Origin of the sequence: Bordetella genomosp. 13, from assembly GCF_002119665.1 — a bacterium.
Taxonomy (GTDB): Bacteria; Pseudomonadota; Gammaproteobacteria; order Burkholderiales; family Burkholderiaceae_B; genus Bordetella.
In genome coordinates this window covers 727,215-742,177 of the sequence record NZ_CP021111.1, presented here as the reverse complement: position 1 = coordinate 742,177, position 14,963 = coordinate 727,215, and the positions used below count along the sequence as shown (strand labels likewise).

At 65.6% G+C, this 14,963-nt stretch carries 16 protein-coding genes; 9 read left to right on the top strand and 7 right to left on the bottom strand.

Annotated elements, in window-relative coordinates; genetic code table 11:
* Window positions 1-10: 10 nt before the first annotated feature.
* From CAL15_RS03460 to CAL15_RS24500, 3 genes are all read right to left on the bottom strand, one after another.
* Window positions 11-898 carry a LysR family transcriptional regulator gene (locus tag CAL15_RS03460; protein ID WP_086077302.1) on the bottom strand — a complete coding sequence of 296 codons (888 nt, stop codon included), beginning with the start codon at window positions 896-898 and terminating at the stop codon, window positions 11-13.
* Between the two features lie 21 nt (window positions 899-919).
* Window positions 920-1,888, bottom strand: a complete 969-nt coding sequence (locus tag CAL15_RS03455; protein WP_086077301.1) for a tripartite tricarboxylate transporter substrate binding protein — start codon at window positions 1,886-1,888, stop codon at window positions 920-922.
* 98 nt (window positions 1,889-1,986) lie between these two features.
* Complete coding sequence (locus CAL15_RS24500; RefSeq protein ID WP_198299136.1) at window positions 1,987-2,172, bottom strand: hypothetical protein; 186 nt, start codon at window positions 2,170-2,172, stop codon at window positions 1,987-1,989.
* On the opposite strand from CAL15_RS24500, the gene CAL15_RS03450 reads away from it, so the two are divergent.
* From CAL15_RS03450 to CAL15_RS03440, 3 genes are all read left to right on the top strand, one after another.
* Window positions 2,171-3,928 (top strand): thiamine pyrophosphate-binding protein, encoded by a 1,758-nt coding sequence (locus CAL15_RS03450; protein ID WP_198299135.1) that lies wholly within the window; start codon window positions 2,171-2,173, stop codon window positions 3,926-3,928. The two genes, CAL15_RS24500 and CAL15_RS03450, sit on opposite strands and share 2 nt — an antisense overlap.
* Entirely contained in the window at window positions 3,925-4,686 is a 762-nt protein-coding gene (locus CAL15_RS03445; protein WP_086077299.1) for an SDR family NAD(P)-dependent oxidoreductase, read from the top strand. The genes CAL15_RS03450 and CAL15_RS03445 overlap by 4 nt, the downstream gene beginning before the upstream one ends.
* Before the next feature lie 134 nt (window positions 4,687-4,820).
* Window positions 4,821-5,375 carry an HD domain-containing protein gene (locus CAL15_RS03440; RefSeq protein ID WP_086077298.1) on the top strand — a complete coding sequence of 185 codons (555 nt, stop codon included), beginning with the start codon at window positions 4,821-4,823 and terminating at the stop codon, window positions 5,373-5,375.
* A gap of 9 nt (window positions 5,376-5,384) precedes the next feature.
* Here the strand turns inward: CAL15_RS03440 and CAL15_RS03435 are convergent, their stop codons facing one another.
* Window positions 5,385-6,323 carry a LysR substrate-binding domain-containing protein gene (locus CAL15_RS03435; protein ID WP_086077297.1) on the bottom strand — a complete coding sequence of 313 codons (939 nt, stop codon included), beginning with the start codon at window positions 6,321-6,323 and terminating at the stop codon, window positions 5,385-5,387.
* 158 nt (window positions 6,324-6,481) lie between these two features.
* On the opposite strand from CAL15_RS03435, the gene CAL15_RS03430 reads away from it, so the two are divergent.
* From CAL15_RS03430 to CAL15_RS03410, 5 genes are all read left to right on the top strand, one after another.
* Window positions 6,482-7,540, top strand: coding sequence for an extracellular solute-binding protein (locus CAL15_RS03430; RefSeq protein ID WP_086077296.1), 1,059 nt, complete (start codon window positions 6,482-6,484; stop codon window positions 7,538-7,540).
* 37 nt (window positions 7,541-7,577) lie between these two features.
* The gene (locus CAL15_RS03425) at window positions 7,578-8,387 is read left to right on the top strand and encodes an ABC transporter permease (protein ID WP_157666588.1); all 810 of its coding nucleotides are present in this window, start codon (window positions 7,578-7,580) and stop codon (window positions 8,385-8,387) included.
* Window positions 8,384-9,352 (top strand): ABC transporter ATP-binding protein, encoded by a 969-nt coding sequence (locus tag CAL15_RS03420; RefSeq protein WP_086077294.1) that lies wholly within the window; start codon window positions 8,384-8,386, stop codon window positions 9,350-9,352. The genes CAL15_RS03425 and CAL15_RS03420 overlap by 4 nt, the downstream gene beginning before the upstream one ends.
* Window positions 9,353-9,443: 91 nt before the next feature.
* Entirely contained in the window at window positions 9,444-10,226 is a 783-nt protein-coding gene (locus tag CAL15_RS03415) for an ABC transporter permease (RefSeq protein ID WP_157666587.1), read from the top strand.
* Window positions 10,227-10,237: 11 nt separating this feature from the next.
* Window positions 10,238-11,257, top strand: a complete 1,020-nt coding sequence (locus CAL15_RS03410) for a TauD/TfdA family dioxygenase (RefSeq protein WP_086077292.1) — start codon at window positions 10,238-10,240, stop codon at window positions 11,255-11,257.
* Window positions 11,258-11,259: 2 nt separating this feature from the next.
* Here the strand turns inward: CAL15_RS03410 and CAL15_RS03405 are convergent, their stop codons facing one another.
* Window positions 11,260-12,315: an RNA methyltransferase gene (locus CAL15_RS03405; protein WP_086077291.1), complete on the bottom strand. Its 1,056-nt coding sequence runs from the start codon at window positions 12,313-12,315 to the stop codon at window positions 11,260-11,262.
* Between the two features lie 435 nt (window positions 12,316-12,750).
* Here CAL15_RS03405 and CAL15_RS24320 point away from each other — a divergent pair, with 435 nt between their 5' ends.
* Window positions 12,751-12,921, top strand: coding sequence for a hypothetical protein (locus CAL15_RS24320; protein ID WP_157666586.1), 171 nt, complete (start codon window positions 12,751-12,753; stop codon window positions 12,919-12,921).
* Window positions 12,922-13,359: 438 nt separating this feature from the next.
* On the opposite strand, the gene CAL15_RS03395 is transcribed toward CAL15_RS24320, so the two are convergent.
* Together CAL15_RS03395 and CAL15_RS03390 are read right to left on the bottom strand one after the other, a co-directional pair.
* On the bottom strand, window positions 13,360-14,268 hold the full coding sequence (locus CAL15_RS03395; RefSeq protein ID WP_033470632.1) for a LysR family transcriptional regulator: 909 nt from the start codon (window positions 14,266-14,268) through the stop codon (window positions 13,360-13,362).
* A gap of 66 nt (window positions 14,269-14,334) precedes the next feature.
* The gene (locus tag CAL15_RS03390; RefSeq protein WP_086077289.1) at window positions 14,335-14,763 is read right to left on the bottom strand and encodes an ExbD/TolR family protein; all 429 of its coding nucleotides are present in this window, start codon (window positions 14,761-14,763) and stop codon (window positions 14,335-14,337) included.
* Window positions 14,764-14,963 lie beyond the last annotated feature (200 nt).

Sequence of the window (14,963 nt, the reverse complement as noted above, 5' to 3'; positions counted from 1 at the left end):
GCGCCGCGCCTCATTCCGAGAACGCGTCCTTCACCGCCTTGAAGGCCGCCGCGATCGCCGATTCGTCCTTGCGGCTGGCCTGCGCGATGAAGTACAGGTTCGACGGCAAAGGCAGGTCTTCGAGATAGACCAGCCCGTGCGCCTCCGCCTCGCGCAGCGCCACGGGCTGACGCGCCAGGGACAGTCCCATGCCACATCGCACCATATCCAGCATGGACGCCTCCACGTCGGCCTCGGCGACGATGTTCGGTATCAATCCATGGGCCTTGAACCTGGCCGACAGCAGCCGGTTGTAGACCGAATTGGGATAGGGCCATATCCATGGCAGGCGCGCCAGTTCCGCCCAGCTCTTGCCCAGCACGCGCGAGCGCCAGCCCTGCGGCGCGATGATGAAGTGCGTGAACACGGTGAGCGATTCGGCGTACAGCTCGGGCGGCAGGACTTCTTCGGGACCGGCCACGTAATAGCCCGCATCGAGCGTGCCCTTCAGGGTCTCGCTCTTGATCATGCCCGTCATGCCGTGATGCAGCTTCGTCCGGATGCGCGGATACTGCGTGGTCAGGTTGCGCAGAAACGGCCCCAGCCGGGTGATCTCGGGATTCATCGTCGTGCCGATCGACAGCTCGCCGCCCAGGCTGCCATGCATGTGCGCGGCGCGTTCCTGCAGGTCTGCCACCGACGCCAGCACGCGCTCGGCCAACGGCAGAATCTCTTCTCCGTCGGTGGTCAGCATCAGGCCCTTGTTGCTGCGGACCAGCAGGGTCAGATCCAGGTCCTGCTGGAAGTTCTTCAGCTGGATGCTGACGGCGGGCTGGGTAAGGTGCAGGCGCTCGGCGGCGCGCGTGAGATTGCCTTCCCGCGCCACCGCCACGAAGGCCCTGATATGTTGAAGGTCCATAGCCCCAGGATGCTACGACTTCTATTCGATTCTGGGTATCCCGGCCTCTTTGATGATCGCGCCCGTCGTCTCGCGTTCTTTGAGCAGGTACTGCGTATACGACTTGCCGTCCATGAACTGCGGATCGGCGCCGATCTGGCGGATCTTGGCCTGCACGTCCTCGCGCTCGAGCGCGCTCCGGATGCTGCTCTGCAGCCTGTCCACCACCGCCTGCGGCGTACCCGCCGGCACGGCCACGCTTGCCCAGGCCTCGACGGACACGTCATAGCCCGACTCTTTCAGCGTAGGCACGTCGGGATACTCGGGCCAGCGCTCGGAGCTGCCCGAAGCCAGCAGGCGCAGCTTGCCCGCCTTCAGATGGCTCATCACGTCCGGGGGATTGGCGGCGATCACCGCCACCTGCCCGCCCAGCAAGGCAAGCGACGCCTCGGGGCCCGCCTTGTACGCGATCAGTTCGAACTTGCCGCCGGTCTTGCGGCCCAGGTCGAAGAAGATGAGGCTGTTGGGCGTGGACGGCGACCCGAAGAACACCGACTGCTTGCCCTTGGCGGCCTGCACCAGGTCGGAAACCTGCTTGTACGGCGCATCATCGCGCACCACGATGCCGTAGCGGTTCTTGCCGAACCCCGCGACGTGCACCAGGTCTTCGGGCTTCACCGAGACGTTCATCAGATGCGGGGTCGTGGTGACCACCGAGGCCGATACGATGCCCAGCACATAACCGTCAGCCGGCTCTTTGGCGACGTAGGCCGGGCCCAGCGTGCCCAAGGCGCCTGGCCTGTTCTGCACCACGATGGGCTGCCCCAGGTCCTTCTCCATGCCCGAGGCCAGCGCGCGCGCCATCAGGTCGGTTACCCCGCCCGGCCCGAAGTTGACCACCATCGTGATGGGCTTCTCCGGATAGGCGGCCTGCGCCATCGGCGCCATCGCCACCGCCGCCAACGCGGCAAGCAGTTTACGGAAACCCTTGAGCCTATTCGCCGTTCGCATGTCTGTCTCCTTGCGTTCTTATCGCGCGTGTCGCGCTGTGTCCGCATAGTCTAGAGAAAGAACGGCGCGTCGGTCTTTGCATTTTTCAAAACCGGTTATTAGCGCGCTTTAAGCCGCACCAGCGCGATGCGGCCGCATTTAAGCGGCTTATAAACGAGTTCAAAATTCGCAAATTGCCAGTCCATGTCGCGGCCCGCAGAATTGTCCGGGAACCAGCCGTACGCGCGCGGACAGCCGCTCGCGTCACTGCCGCCATCGAGAAGAACCCATACAGGATCCCGCATGACTACCGCACCGCTACTGAAGGCGCCCTGCGCCGCCGCCCATGCCGTCGTCCAGGTGTTGAAGGAAGCCGGCATCGACACCGTCTTCGGCATCGCCGGCGGGCACTCGGGCCACATCTGGGCCGCGCTCGAACACTTCCAGGACTCCATCCGTACCGTGCTGGTGCGCGAGGAATCACTGGGCAGCGCGATGGCCGAGGTCTACGGCCGTCTTACCGGCAAGCCTGGCGTGCTGGTCGGGCAAGGCCCGTGGGTGCTGGGCAACGGGCTGCTCGGCACGATCGAGGCGCACCTGTCGAGTTCGCCCCTGCTGCTGCTTACCGACTTCAGCGACACGCCCGACCTGTCGCTGCACGGTCCCTACCAAAGCGGCCGCGGCGATTACGGCGGCTGGGATGCACGACTCAGTTTCAAGGGGGTGACCAAGCAAGTGTTCGAGGCCCATCATCCCGCCGGCGCCGTGCACGCCACGCAGCTGGCGATCAAGCACGCCACCACCGGCCAGCCGGGCCCCGTCGCGGTGTTGTTCAGCATCTCCGCCTTCAACGGCAACACGCAGTCCGACGCCGCACCGCGCCTGTACAACACACAGGCCTACCTGCACCGCAAGCCGGCAAGCGTCGACGCCGCGTCGGTACGGCAGGCGGCGCAGGCGCTGCGGCAGGCCCGGCGTCCCGTCATCATCGCCGGCAACGGCGTGCGCATCGGCCAGGCCTATTCCGCCCTGTACGCCTTCGCCGAGGGCCTGGACATTCCCGTGGTCACGTCCCCTTCGGGCAAGGGCGTGTTTCCGGAGGTGCATGCGCTGTCGCTGGGCCTGTACGGCACCTTCGGGCATGCGGCCGCCAATGCGTGCGTCAGCGAAGCCGACCTCATCGTCGCCGTGGGCACCAAGCTGACCGCGTCGGATACCGCGTACGAGAATCCGGCGCTCATCGACCCGTGCCGCCAGACGATCATCCAGCTCGACATCGAATCGCTGAACGCATCCTGGAGCTTCCCTGCCGACCACGTGGTGATCGGCGAAGCCGGGGTGGCGCTGGAAGCCATGCTCGCCGCCGCGCGCGGCTACAACGGGCAAGGCGCCGCCCGCGTGAAGACCTATCGCGCGCCCCATCTGGAAACAGAAGCGGCCGCCGCCTCGGACGAGGCCGTGCCCATGTCCCCGCCCAGGCTGATCGCCGAACTGCAGCACGTGCTGCCCTCCAACGCGATCGTGTGCTGCGATGCCGGCGAGAACCGCATCTTCATGATGCGCTTCTACAAGACGCGCGAGGCGGGCGGGTTCCTGCAGGCCGCCGGCGCCGGCCCCATGGGCTATGCGATTCCCGGAGCCATGGGCGCCAAACTCGTGCACCCCGATCGGCCCGTGGTCGCGGTGTGCGGCGACGGCGGTTTCTCGATGTCGATGAACGGGCTCATGACGGCCATCGAGGCCCGCCTGCCTATCATCACGCTCATCCTCAACAACCAGATGCTGGGCTGGTCCACGCACATCCGCGGCCCCTTCGCCGCCCAGTTCCACGACTTCGACCACGCCGCCATCGCGCGCGCCATGGGCTGCCACGGCATGAAGGTCGAGACGCCCACCGAACTGGCCGCCGCGCTGCGCGAAGCCCTGATGGCCGACGTACCCACGGTGATCGACGCGCGCATCTCGACGGACCTGTCGTACAAGGCGCTGATCGCGTCGTTCGAACCCAAGGCGGATGCCGCGCAGGCACCGCGACAGACAACCGCGGGAGTCGCGGGATGACCGGCAACGGACGATCCGCCCTCATCACCGGCGGGGCAGGCGGCATAGGCCAGGCCATCGCCGCGTGCCTGTCGCGGCAGGGCTATCGCGTCTATCTGCTGGATGTGAACCCTGAGGTATCGCGCGTTGCCGACACGATGAGCACCTGGGCGCGGCAGGTGCAGGGCCGCGTCGTGGACATCGCCGACGAATCGCCGTTGGTGGACGCGGCTCGCTGGTGCCTGGCGCAGGAAGGCCGGGCCTGCGATGTGCTGGTGAATTGCGCGGGCATTTCCCCGAAAGGAAACGGCGGTCCGATCGCCCTGCCGGACATCAGCACGGAACAATGGGACCGGGTCCATCGCGTGAACGTGACGGCGCCCTTCATCCTGTGCCGAGAACTGATACCGCCCATGGCCGAGCAGGGGTATGGGCGAGTGGTGAACATCGTGTCGCGCGCGGCGCGCATGTATGTGCCGGTTTCGGGTGTGGACTATCACAGCTCGAAGACCGCGCTGATGGGACTGACGCGGGCGCTGGCCGGGACGTATGGCAGCCGCGGCGTGACCGTCAACAGCGTGGCGCCCGGGCGGATCGAAACGGCCATGGCCACCGCCACGGATCCCCAACTGTTGGCCGAGACGATGAAGATGATTCCCGCGGGCAGGTTCGGCAAACCGGCGGAGATCGGGGCGCTGGTGGCCTTCCTGGCCAGCGAGGCCGCGGGATATGTGAATGGGGCCTGCCTGGATATCAACGGCGGGATCTACATGACCTAGGCCGAAGGCGGCGGGCTCGCTGAGACGCGGCCATCCAGCGCGGTGTCGCCGCGCGGGCCCGCGGACAAGGGCGTCATTTATCCGAAATAGTCTATACAATAAACTTGTTCATTCATTTTTATCTATAGACGAACATGACGCCCCCAATCCTGCACACCCTGGAAGCCCTTTACCGCGACAAGGCCACTCGCCGCTACGGCCTGGCCGATGTATCCCAACTGCAGCATGCGCTGCAATCGGCCACACTGGCAGAGCGCAACCGCGAGCCCGGCAACGTGATCGCCGCCGCCCTGCTGCACGACGTGGGCCACATGATCCACGGGCTGGGCGAGAATCCCGCGGCACAGCAGATCGACGACACGCATGAAGCACGCGCGGCCGCGTGGCTCGACGCGCATTTCGCGGCCGACGTGGTCGAGCCCATCCGGCTGCATGTGGCAGCCAAGCGCTATCTGTGTGCGGTGGACGACACGTATTTCGGCAAACTGGCCAGCGATTCGGTACGCTCACTGGCCCTGCAGGGCGGGCCGATGTCCCGGGAAGAGGTGGCGCGGTTCGAGCGCCTGCCGTACTTCGCCGAGGCGGTACGCCTGCGGCGCTACGACGACCAGGCGAAAGACCCGGCCATGCAGACGCCGCCTTTCGCACACTTTCTCACGTACGTGGCAGGCGCGTTGAACCACGCCTAGCCGGGTGCGTCATCCCGCCGCGCGCGCGCCCACCTTGGCGTGCACGGCATGTTCGAGCAAGGCGTTGATGGCGGGGATATCGGCGCCTTCCTTCAACGTCACCGCATACACCCCGCCCACTATCGAAGTGCCGGCCAGCATCATCTGGTGCAGGCGGGTGTCGCTGCGGACTTCGCCCTCCAGCAGGATGCCGGAGCCCAGGCCCGCGGCCACCGCTTCGATGACGGCTTCACGACTGCCTACTTCCAGGCGGACTCGGGGCGCCAGGCCCTTTTCCCGCATGGCCGTCTCCAGCAGCTTGCGCGTCATGGAGCCCTGTTCGCGCATCACCAACGGATGCCCCGCCAATTCCGCGATATGGATTTCCGTGCGCGCCGCGGTATCAGCGCCGACCGGCACGCAGGCCATCAAACGCTGGGGGAACAGCAAGGTGCAGCGCATGTTCGGCACCGGTTCCTGCAGGGTCATGACCGCGACGTCGATGCGGCACTGCGCCAGGTCGTCGATCAGTTCGGATGTGTTGCCTATGGTGGTGCGGATGGCGATGGCGGGCTGGGCGACCATGAAGCTTGACAGCAACGGCATGGCGAACGCCGGCGTGGACGTGCCGACGGCAAGGCTGCCGCGCTCGAGGTGCTGCATGTCCCGCGCATAGGCTTCGAGGCCATCCAGCCGACTGAGGATCTGCCGCGCGCGCAGGAACACCTCGCACCCCGCCTCGGTCAGCTTGACCCGCGGCCGCCGGTGCAGCAGCAGCACGCCGCAGCTCTGTTCCAGATTCGTCAGCTGTATGGATACGGTCGGCTGGGCCACGCCCAGTTGCGCGGCTGCCTGCGAAAAGCTTCCGGTTTCCGCAATGGCGACGAAGGCGCGCAACAGCCCGGGAGTGATGCTGCCTTCGCGCTTCGCGCCCGTCTTGTCGGCAGCGGCTTCTAGATCGTCTTTCATGCCCACGCGTTCATCTGCCTGTCACAAAATCCCAGCATCATTTATTCGGTTTTATAAATACTTGATGATTACGTATAGATAAAATCATTAGCCCGCACAGGGGCGCCTGCAACGGCCCCGATGTTACTCCATCGCCACTACAGACCAGACCCGACATCATGCAGCGACGCACCTTTCTCGCCGTTATCCCCGCCGCCGTGGCGGGCACCGCCTTTCGTGTGCCCGCGATGGCGGAAGAAGTCCTTCCCGTCTACAACCTGGTGGGCACGTTCATGAACTGGAACGTGATCGTCGACGCCTATGCCCGCAAGACGGGCGTACGGCCCACGCTGGGCTTGCGCAGCGGCTCCAGCCCGGCATTGGTGGCCTTGAAACTGGAGACCCGGCATCCCCAGGCGAGCGCGGCCTACTGGTCGCTGGACATCGCGGTGGACGCCAAGAAAGAAGGCGTGACGGTCCCGTACTTTCCGCAGGGAATCGACGTCGTGCCGACCAATCTGAAGGACAAGGACGGACACTGGTGGGCCATTGCGTCCACCAACGTCATCATCGGGGTCAATGACAAGGTGCTGGCCGAACGCGGCGTCAAGCCGCCCGCCAGCTTCGCGGATCTGCTCAAGCCGGAATACAAAGGCCTGGCGGCATGCATGGACCCCACTTGGTCCGGCACGGCGTCGGTCTTCATGTATGGCATCAACTTCGTGCTGGGCGGCACCAAGACGGATTTCCGTCCCGGAATGCGGTGGCTGAAGGCGTTCGCCGCCAACGGACAGCAGTTCCGCAGCGAGCTGGTGTCGCCGCGGCTGGCGTTGGGCGATGCCGCCATCACGGTGGACGCGGAAGGCGGCATCCTGACGCCGCGCGCCAAAGGGGCGCCCGTCAGCGCCGTGGTGCCGGCCGAGGGCGTGGTCAGCGCGGCGCTCGGCATGTCGCTGGCCAAGGGCGGCCCCAAACGCGCCGAGGCCGAGGCCTTCATGGACTGGCTGCTAGGCGCCGAAGCGCAGCGGCTGATCGCGGAAGGGTATTTCCGCCCGGTTCGTGAAGATGCCATTCCCGCGCAGGTGGCCCAGGGACTGCCCAGGATCGACAACCTGGTCAGCCTGGACATTCCTCACCAGGCCACGACGGTTGCCACGCTGAAGCGGGCGTTCGTCGAGATCGTGATGCGGGACGGCGACGTCGACCGCGTACTGGGCCGCCACGGCCTGGCCGGTTGAGTTGGACAAGGCGAGCGTCCAGGGACACGGCATGACCATGCTTCCCATTTTGCTGCTGCTGATCGTGGGCTGTCTCACGCTGGTCCCGCTGGGCTATCTGCTGTCGGCCAGCCTGCGGGCGGGCGACAGCGGATGGACGCTCGCCAATTACGCCGACGTCCTGCACAGCAGCTACATGCTGCAGGCGCTGGCGGGCACGGTGGCCTTCTGCACTGTCACTGCGGCCGCGGCGACATTGATGTCGCTCCCGGCGGCCTGGTGGATGGCGCGGCAGCGTCGCGGCGCGCGCGTCCTGCGCATGATGTGCCAGGTCAACTTCGCGTTCAGCGGAGTGGTGTACGGCATGCTCATCGTGACGCTGTTGGGCAACGCAGGAGTGCTGGCGCTGCTTGAGCAGGCAGTATTCGGCACCAGCCTGACACGTGGCTATGTGTACTCCCTGGGCGGCCTGGCGGTTGGCTATCTCGGTTTCCAGATTCCCAGGGCCGCGCTGATCGTGGCGCAGAGCATCGAGAAACTCGACCCCGCCGCGCTGTCCGCGGCCAAGGTGCTGGGCGCATCGCCCGCGCAGGTGGCTTGCCTGGTGGTGCTGCCGCAGTTGTACCGCCCCATGGGCACGGCGTTCTTTGCCATTCTCATGATGTCCATGGCTTCGTTCGGCACGGCGCTGTTGATCGCGCGCAGCATCGAGATCTTCCCCGTGCTCATCTTCCGTGAATTCACCGCGTTCGGCGACGTCAACCGCGCAGCCGCCATGGGCGTGCTGCTGGCCGGCGCGACCCTGGCCCTGGATATGGCGGCCAGGAGGCTGACGGCCGAGCGCACGCTACGCAAGGATCCTGCATGAACGTCGAACTCTGCGGCATCACCAAACGCTACGGCAGCACCACCGTGCTGACCGAAACGAACCTGGTCTTTCGGGCGGGTGAGATCACGTCCTTGCTGGGGCCCTCCGGTTCAGGCAAGACGACGCTGCTGAACATCATCGCGGGGCTCGTCGAGCCCAGCAGCGGCGTTGTCCGCGTAGGGGAGGACGACGTCACCGGCCTGCCGGCCGAGCTTCGCCGCGTGGGCTATGTCTTCCAGTCCCATGCCCTGTTCCCGCATCTGGACGTGGCGGGCAACATAGGCTTCGCCTTGCGTGTGAGGGGCGCGCCGAGGCATCGCATACGGGCGCGCGTGGACGAGCTGCTGACGCTGATCGAGCTGGAGGCTTTCGGACGCCGGCCGGTGGCCACGCTGTCAGGCGGCCAGCGCCAGCGCGTGGCCATTGCGCGTGCGCTGGCCGCCGACCCCGCCATCCTGCTGCTGGACGAACCGCTCTCGGCGCTCGACCCCGACCTGCGCGCCCGCCTGCGCCAGGAACTGAAGGCCCTGCTGGACCGCCTGCGGATTCCCACGGTGCTGGTCACGCATGACCGCGACGACGCGTTCGCGCTGTCGCAGCGCGTGGTGTTGCTGCATGGCGGGGCCATCATCCAGGAGGGCACGCCCGAGGCGGTGTACCGCCAACCCGTAAGCGAGATCGCGGCGCGGCTGCTCGGGCCGGCCAACCGGCTGCCGAGCGGCAATGGCTTCTGCCGTCCCGAGGACCTCGAGCTGGCTTCCAACCACGAGCCCGCGGACTTCGACATGGCGATAGACCAGACGTTCTTCCTGGGCGCACATTGGCGCATCCAGGGACGCGGCGGCGACGGTGCGACCGTGGTGGCGGACCTGCCCAACCACTACGGCCTGGGCGCCGGCCAGACCGTACGCCTGCGGCTGCGCCATCGGCACGGCGAACGCGCCCCGATGCGAGCGGTGGGCTGACATGCGGCTTGGCACAAGACAGCCATGGAGCGCGCGAGCTGCGCGACAGGCATGGCGTGTACTGGACGGAACACTCGCGTGGGCGCCGGCATTGCTGCTGCTGGCGCCGCTGGTCATGCTTGGGATAGGCGCGTTCTCCACCACCTGGGACAGCAACGGGCCGCGCGGCTTCTCGCTGCAGCCATTCCGAACGGCATGGACGTTCTCGGCGCGATCGGCGGGCTTCAGCGTACTGATGGCTACGTCCGTGGCGATGATGAGCACCATGCTGGCCATTCCCATCGCCTACTTCCTGCTGCGCAGCGAGCCCTGGCTGCGCCGCACATTGGGCGCGCTGGTGTTCCTGCCCGCCGTGCTGCCCAGCCTGCTCTACGCCATGGGCCTGATCATGGCCCTGCCGGGCCTGCACGGCGGATGGGGCCTGCTGTTCCTGGCGTATGCCGCTCAGGCACTGCCGTTCGCGGTGTGGCCGGTGCTGGCCGGCCTGCAGCTGCTGGACATCGCGCTGCTTGAGAAAGCCGGCCAGACGCTGGGCGCCAGCAGGTGGCAGCGCCTGATGTGGCTCATTGTGCCCAACGCATTGCGGCCCGCCGCGGTGGGCGTGGTGTCGGTGTTCGTGCTGGTGCTGGCGGAATCCTCCACCAGCTTTTTTCTGGCGTCGGGCCAATACCAGCCGTTCGGCGTCACGCTCTACAACGCCTTCCAGGACCTGGACGTGCGTATCGCCGCAGCGTCGACCATGATGCTGATCGCCATCCTGGCGCCGGCCGTGCTGGCCATGGAACTGTGGCTGGCGCGGCGCGTCGTCCGGCCGGTGCAGGACCGCGCGGCGGCGCTTCCCGACTTTGCCCAAGCCCAGCGCGCTTTATCGTAACGGAGACCCTCATGCCCCCAAGCCAACCCCACTCCACCGCCACCGTGACAAACGCCGCGGCACCGATGCTGCGCCAGCCGGTTTCGGGCCCGCGCGCCTGGACCCGCGCGACCCTGCGCGAGCAGGATTACCTGATCGGGCTGCCCGACGCATGCCAGGAAGAGCTGCTGCAGGCGTTGGCCGCACTGCGGCAGGCCCCGGTGGCGCTGACGCAACTGGACGCCGATGCCCATGCCCTGCCGCAATGCCGCGCCCTGATGGCGCAGGTGAAAGCGGTGCTGGACGAGGGCGTGATGTTCGCGGTGCTCGACCGCCTGGACCTGCAGCGCATGTCCGCCGACGATGCGCGCGCCGCCTACTGGCTGCTGTGCAGCCTGATGTCGCAACCCGTGGCGCAGCGCTACAACGGCGAGATGATCTTCGAAGTATTGGACCGAAAGGTGCCGGTCGTGCCCGGCTCGGGCGTGCGGCCTACGGTAAGCAATGTGGACATGACCTTCCACAGCGACTCTTCCTATCACACGCCCCAGCCCGACTACATCGCACTGCTGTGCCTGGGCACGCCCGCCAGCGGCGGCGTGAGCCGCGTGGCAAGCCTGTACACCGCGCACAACGCCATGCTGGCGCAACATCCCGACAAACTGGAACGCCTGTACCAGCCGTTCTGGTACGACCGGTATCGGGAACACGCCGAAGGCGAATGCGGCATCGTGCAGTACCCGATGCTCAGCTTCGACGGCGCGCGCCTGAACAGCCGCGTGGCCTTGCCGGAGATCGCGGCAGGATACGTGCTGAAGGGCGAGTCCATCGATGCGGAAGGGCACGCGGCAATCGACGCCCTGAAAGGCGTATTCGCCCAGAACGAGATCAGCACGGAATTCAGCATGCAGCGTGGGCAGATCCAGTTCGTGAACAACAGGCAGGCGCTGCACAGCCGCACCGACTTCGTCGACTCACCGGATGGCCAGCACAGACGTCATCTGGTGCGCCTGTGGCTGCGCAATGAAGGGGGACGGGGGTTCATGGGGTAGCGCTAGGCCGGTAGCGGCTGTGCGTTGCGCTGCCGGCGCAACTGGACTACCTGCTCCGCACCGATGGCACGGGCGCGCAGTTGACCACAGCCGCCGTCCACGTCCTGGCCGGCGCTGTTTCTCACTTTGGTCAGCACGCCGCGGCTGTGCAGGTAGCGAACGATCTCGCGGATGCGCTGGCCGTCGGGGCGCTGATAGTCATCTCCTTCGAGACTATTGAAAGGAATGACGTTGAGCACGCCGTACTTGCCCCTGAGCAGGCGCACGACCGCATCGAGCTCGTCGTCGCCGTCGTTGACGCCCTTGAGCAGCGTCCACTGGTACTGGATCGGGTAGCCGGTGTCGCGGGCGTATTTTTCGCCGAGTTCGATCAATGCCTCCGGCGGGATTCTCGGCGCGCGCGGCAGCAGGTGTTCGCGAAGCTCGGCCTTGGTCGAATGCAGCGACAGCGCCAGTGCGGGCTTGACTCGGTGTCGCGGCAAGGCCTCGAATACGCGCGGATCGCCCACGGTGGAGAACACAAGGTTCTTGTGGCCGATATTGCCTTCGGTGCCAAGCAGGTCGATGGCTTCGAGCACGTTGTCGAGGTTGTGCGCCGGCTCGCCCATGCCCATGAAGACCACTTTCTTCACCGCGCGCAGGCGCCGCGCCAGCACGACCTGGGCAAGGATTTCCATGCTCGTGATCTGGCGGATCAGGCCGCTTTTGCCGGTCATGCAGAACCGGCAGCCGACCGCGCATCCGACTTGGGTGGAAACGCAAAGTCCGTCACGCGGCAGCAGCACGCTCTCGACCATCTGTCCGTCGGAGAGTTCGACGAGCAGACGCGTGCCGTCGTTGCCGGCATGTTCGGAGCGAATGCGTGCGAGCCCGTCCAACTCTGCCGTCAAGGCGGGCACGGCATCGCGCAGCGCCAGCGGCAGGAAGTGCTCGGAGTGCCGCCGCCGCGTGCCGATGTCGAGCGCTTGTCCGTTCAGCCAGACGCGCACGATCCGGCCACGATGGACGGGCCGGGCGCCGAGTGCGGCGACGCGCTGGTCGAAATCGGAGAAACGCATGTTGAGTCGTTCACACAGCTGCTGGTTGGATGCCGCCTGCGGGACGGGCGGCCGCAGTTTTACGGCGGATTCTACTGCTCTCCACTGCCAGGTACGGAAAGCCCGTGAGACGATTACCTGTGCGCGTCGTCGCGCGCTAAACTGCCGCGCTGATAGCGATACTTGAGGGCCTCCACTATCAACGACAGCGCGGGCGAGCACTGCCGCTTGCTGGCATAGAAGATGTGCAGGCCGGGAAAGGTGGGGCACCAGTCCTTACCCGCGTTTGACGTCAATCCGAATATCGACAAGGCAGAATTTGACTGCAGGCGCGTTCTCGGCACACAAAGCATAGGGAATAAGGCAGCCGTGCTAATGGTCATCGGAATCAGGCGGATGCTTTTCGTGGCCCCACCGCTATCGTTCGTTTGTCTTTGCCTGGCCGACGAGTGGTAAATGAAGCTGCTGAAGCAGCGTTTTGAGGAAATGATGAATTTTTGGGTCCCTGTAGTCTTCGGTACGTTCAAGCTCCTCGTGTTGGGCACGGGCATGTTTTTCGCCATCAAGTCTCATTACGATGGAGAAAAAAAGGAAAAGGAAAAGGCGAAGGAGGTGAAAGCACCGTAGTGGAGACCTCGTTGCTATCGGGGACGTCCTGATCGCTGTTGGGGGAAGCGAAGGACTGCAACGAGTCGGAAGTGGACTCTCACGAGGGGACAGCTTACGACCCTAAGCAGACGCTTGCGCATCACTGGCCGGCTGTTTGGCTTGATCACTTAGCGGACGCCAGCAGCCTTTCTTGGCCGTCCTTGAAGTGGAGCGGGTGATGGGAACAGCACCCGTTCGCTAACTCGTTTATTACGAACGTCTTTTCCGATCCAAGCGTCACGGAATGGACTCGATTGTGGACTCAAGTCTTCGGCCTGGTCAACGCAGGCCGTTGCGGGTGATCCAAAGCGAGCCAAGCACATCCACCAACAGCCAGAGCATCGGATTTCATTCCGAAGTCTATCTGTCTACTGGCACACCACGCCACAGGTCGCAACGGACAGGCGAGCTGCGTCCTCAAAGGACCGGCTCATCATCGATCGGCGCGGCCTCGTCTTTCACCCGCTCGATGAACCGCTTCATGGGCTCCGAGGGTTCGCCCTGGCGGCGCAGCAGGTAGGTAGAGAGCATCGGTGGGGTGCCGGCCAGGGGACGAATGGAGATGTCCGGGCGCTGTAGGGTCTGCACTTGCGAGGCGATGGCGAAGCCGATGCCGTAGCCGGCGCCGACCAGGGTCAGCATCACGCCGAGGCTGGTCACTTCATCGACCAGCTTGAGCGGCGTGCCCGCGTCCTGCAGCATCGCTTGAATCTGATGGCGGCAGCCCGATCCCGATTCGGGATGGCACAGAACCAGCGGGAACTTCAAGGCTTCGGCCAGCGGCACCTGCATGTGTGCCAGCAAGGGGTGGCGTGCGGGCACGATCACCGACAGTGGATCGGTCCACACCGGCTCAGCGACGAGGCCAGCATGCACCGCGTTTGACAACGCAAAGCCGATGTCCAGCAGATCGTTGTGCAGCATCTTGAGCTGCTGCGCGAACGGCAGCTCGAAGACGCGAATCTCCAGCTCGGGCTCATCCTCGCGGCTGCGTGCCAGCAAGGTGGCGATGTGGGGCTGCGCCAGGCTGTCGCAGATGGCGATGCGCAGATGGCCCTGGTAGCCCTGTGCCGCCGCCTTGGCGCTCTTGACTGCCTGCTCCACGGTGGCCATCACGCGCCGGCATTCGCCGAGGAACACCTGGCCGGCCCAGGTCAGCCGCGTCAGGCGTGTGCTGCGGTCGAACAACTGCACGCCAAGCTGGCTTTCCAGGTCGCGCATCGCACGCGACACAGGCGACTGCTCGATGCCCAGACGCTCGGCTGCACGGGCCAGATGCAGTTCTTCCGCAACTGCGACGAAGTAACGCAGCAATCTGAAATCCAAGGCCACCTCCCGTTTGTCTTCTTCTGGTTCGGCCTATCGGGCGCCAGCATCTCCATCCGCATCCCGTCAGCACCTCCTTCGATGGCATCGCGTCAAAGCCTCATGCCCGCTTGGTGCGCCGGGCACGGCGCGCAGGCGCTCACGTGTGCTGGAGTCCGCGATCGGTGCAGCCGACGACGTCACGCCGGCGTCAGGGCGGGCGTGCCGATGCAGTTTCATGGAGGTGTCTTTCGGCTCACCCCGGTCGTGGCCTAGTCGGTCACGAAGCGCAGCTCCAACACCCCGGACTTCTGCGTAGCCGCCATCCCCTGGGCGACGCGCTCGTAGATCCACCAGGCGGTCGCCGCGGATGAAGTCCTCGGGCTGCGGTTGCCGCGGCGCGGAGGCCTGCAGCCGCTGCACGAGCTGCTCGTCGCCCATGCGTTCGTCGTTCCAGAACACGCTGCCGTGGGTGGTGACGGACAGGTTCGCCACGTCGGGCTTGATCGGCTTCACTCCATTCAGACACAGATGCTAATGAGAACTATTATTGATTGTCCGTGGTTTCGTGTGATATGGCAACACCGATGGAATAACCCGGCCTTGCCTGGACACTCGCCCCCTCGCCGGCGACTGGAAGGCCGGATGGCGGCAACTGGAAAGCCTCTGTGACCGGCATCGCCACCGGGAAGCACTCATGCCGTTCCCTACGGCCA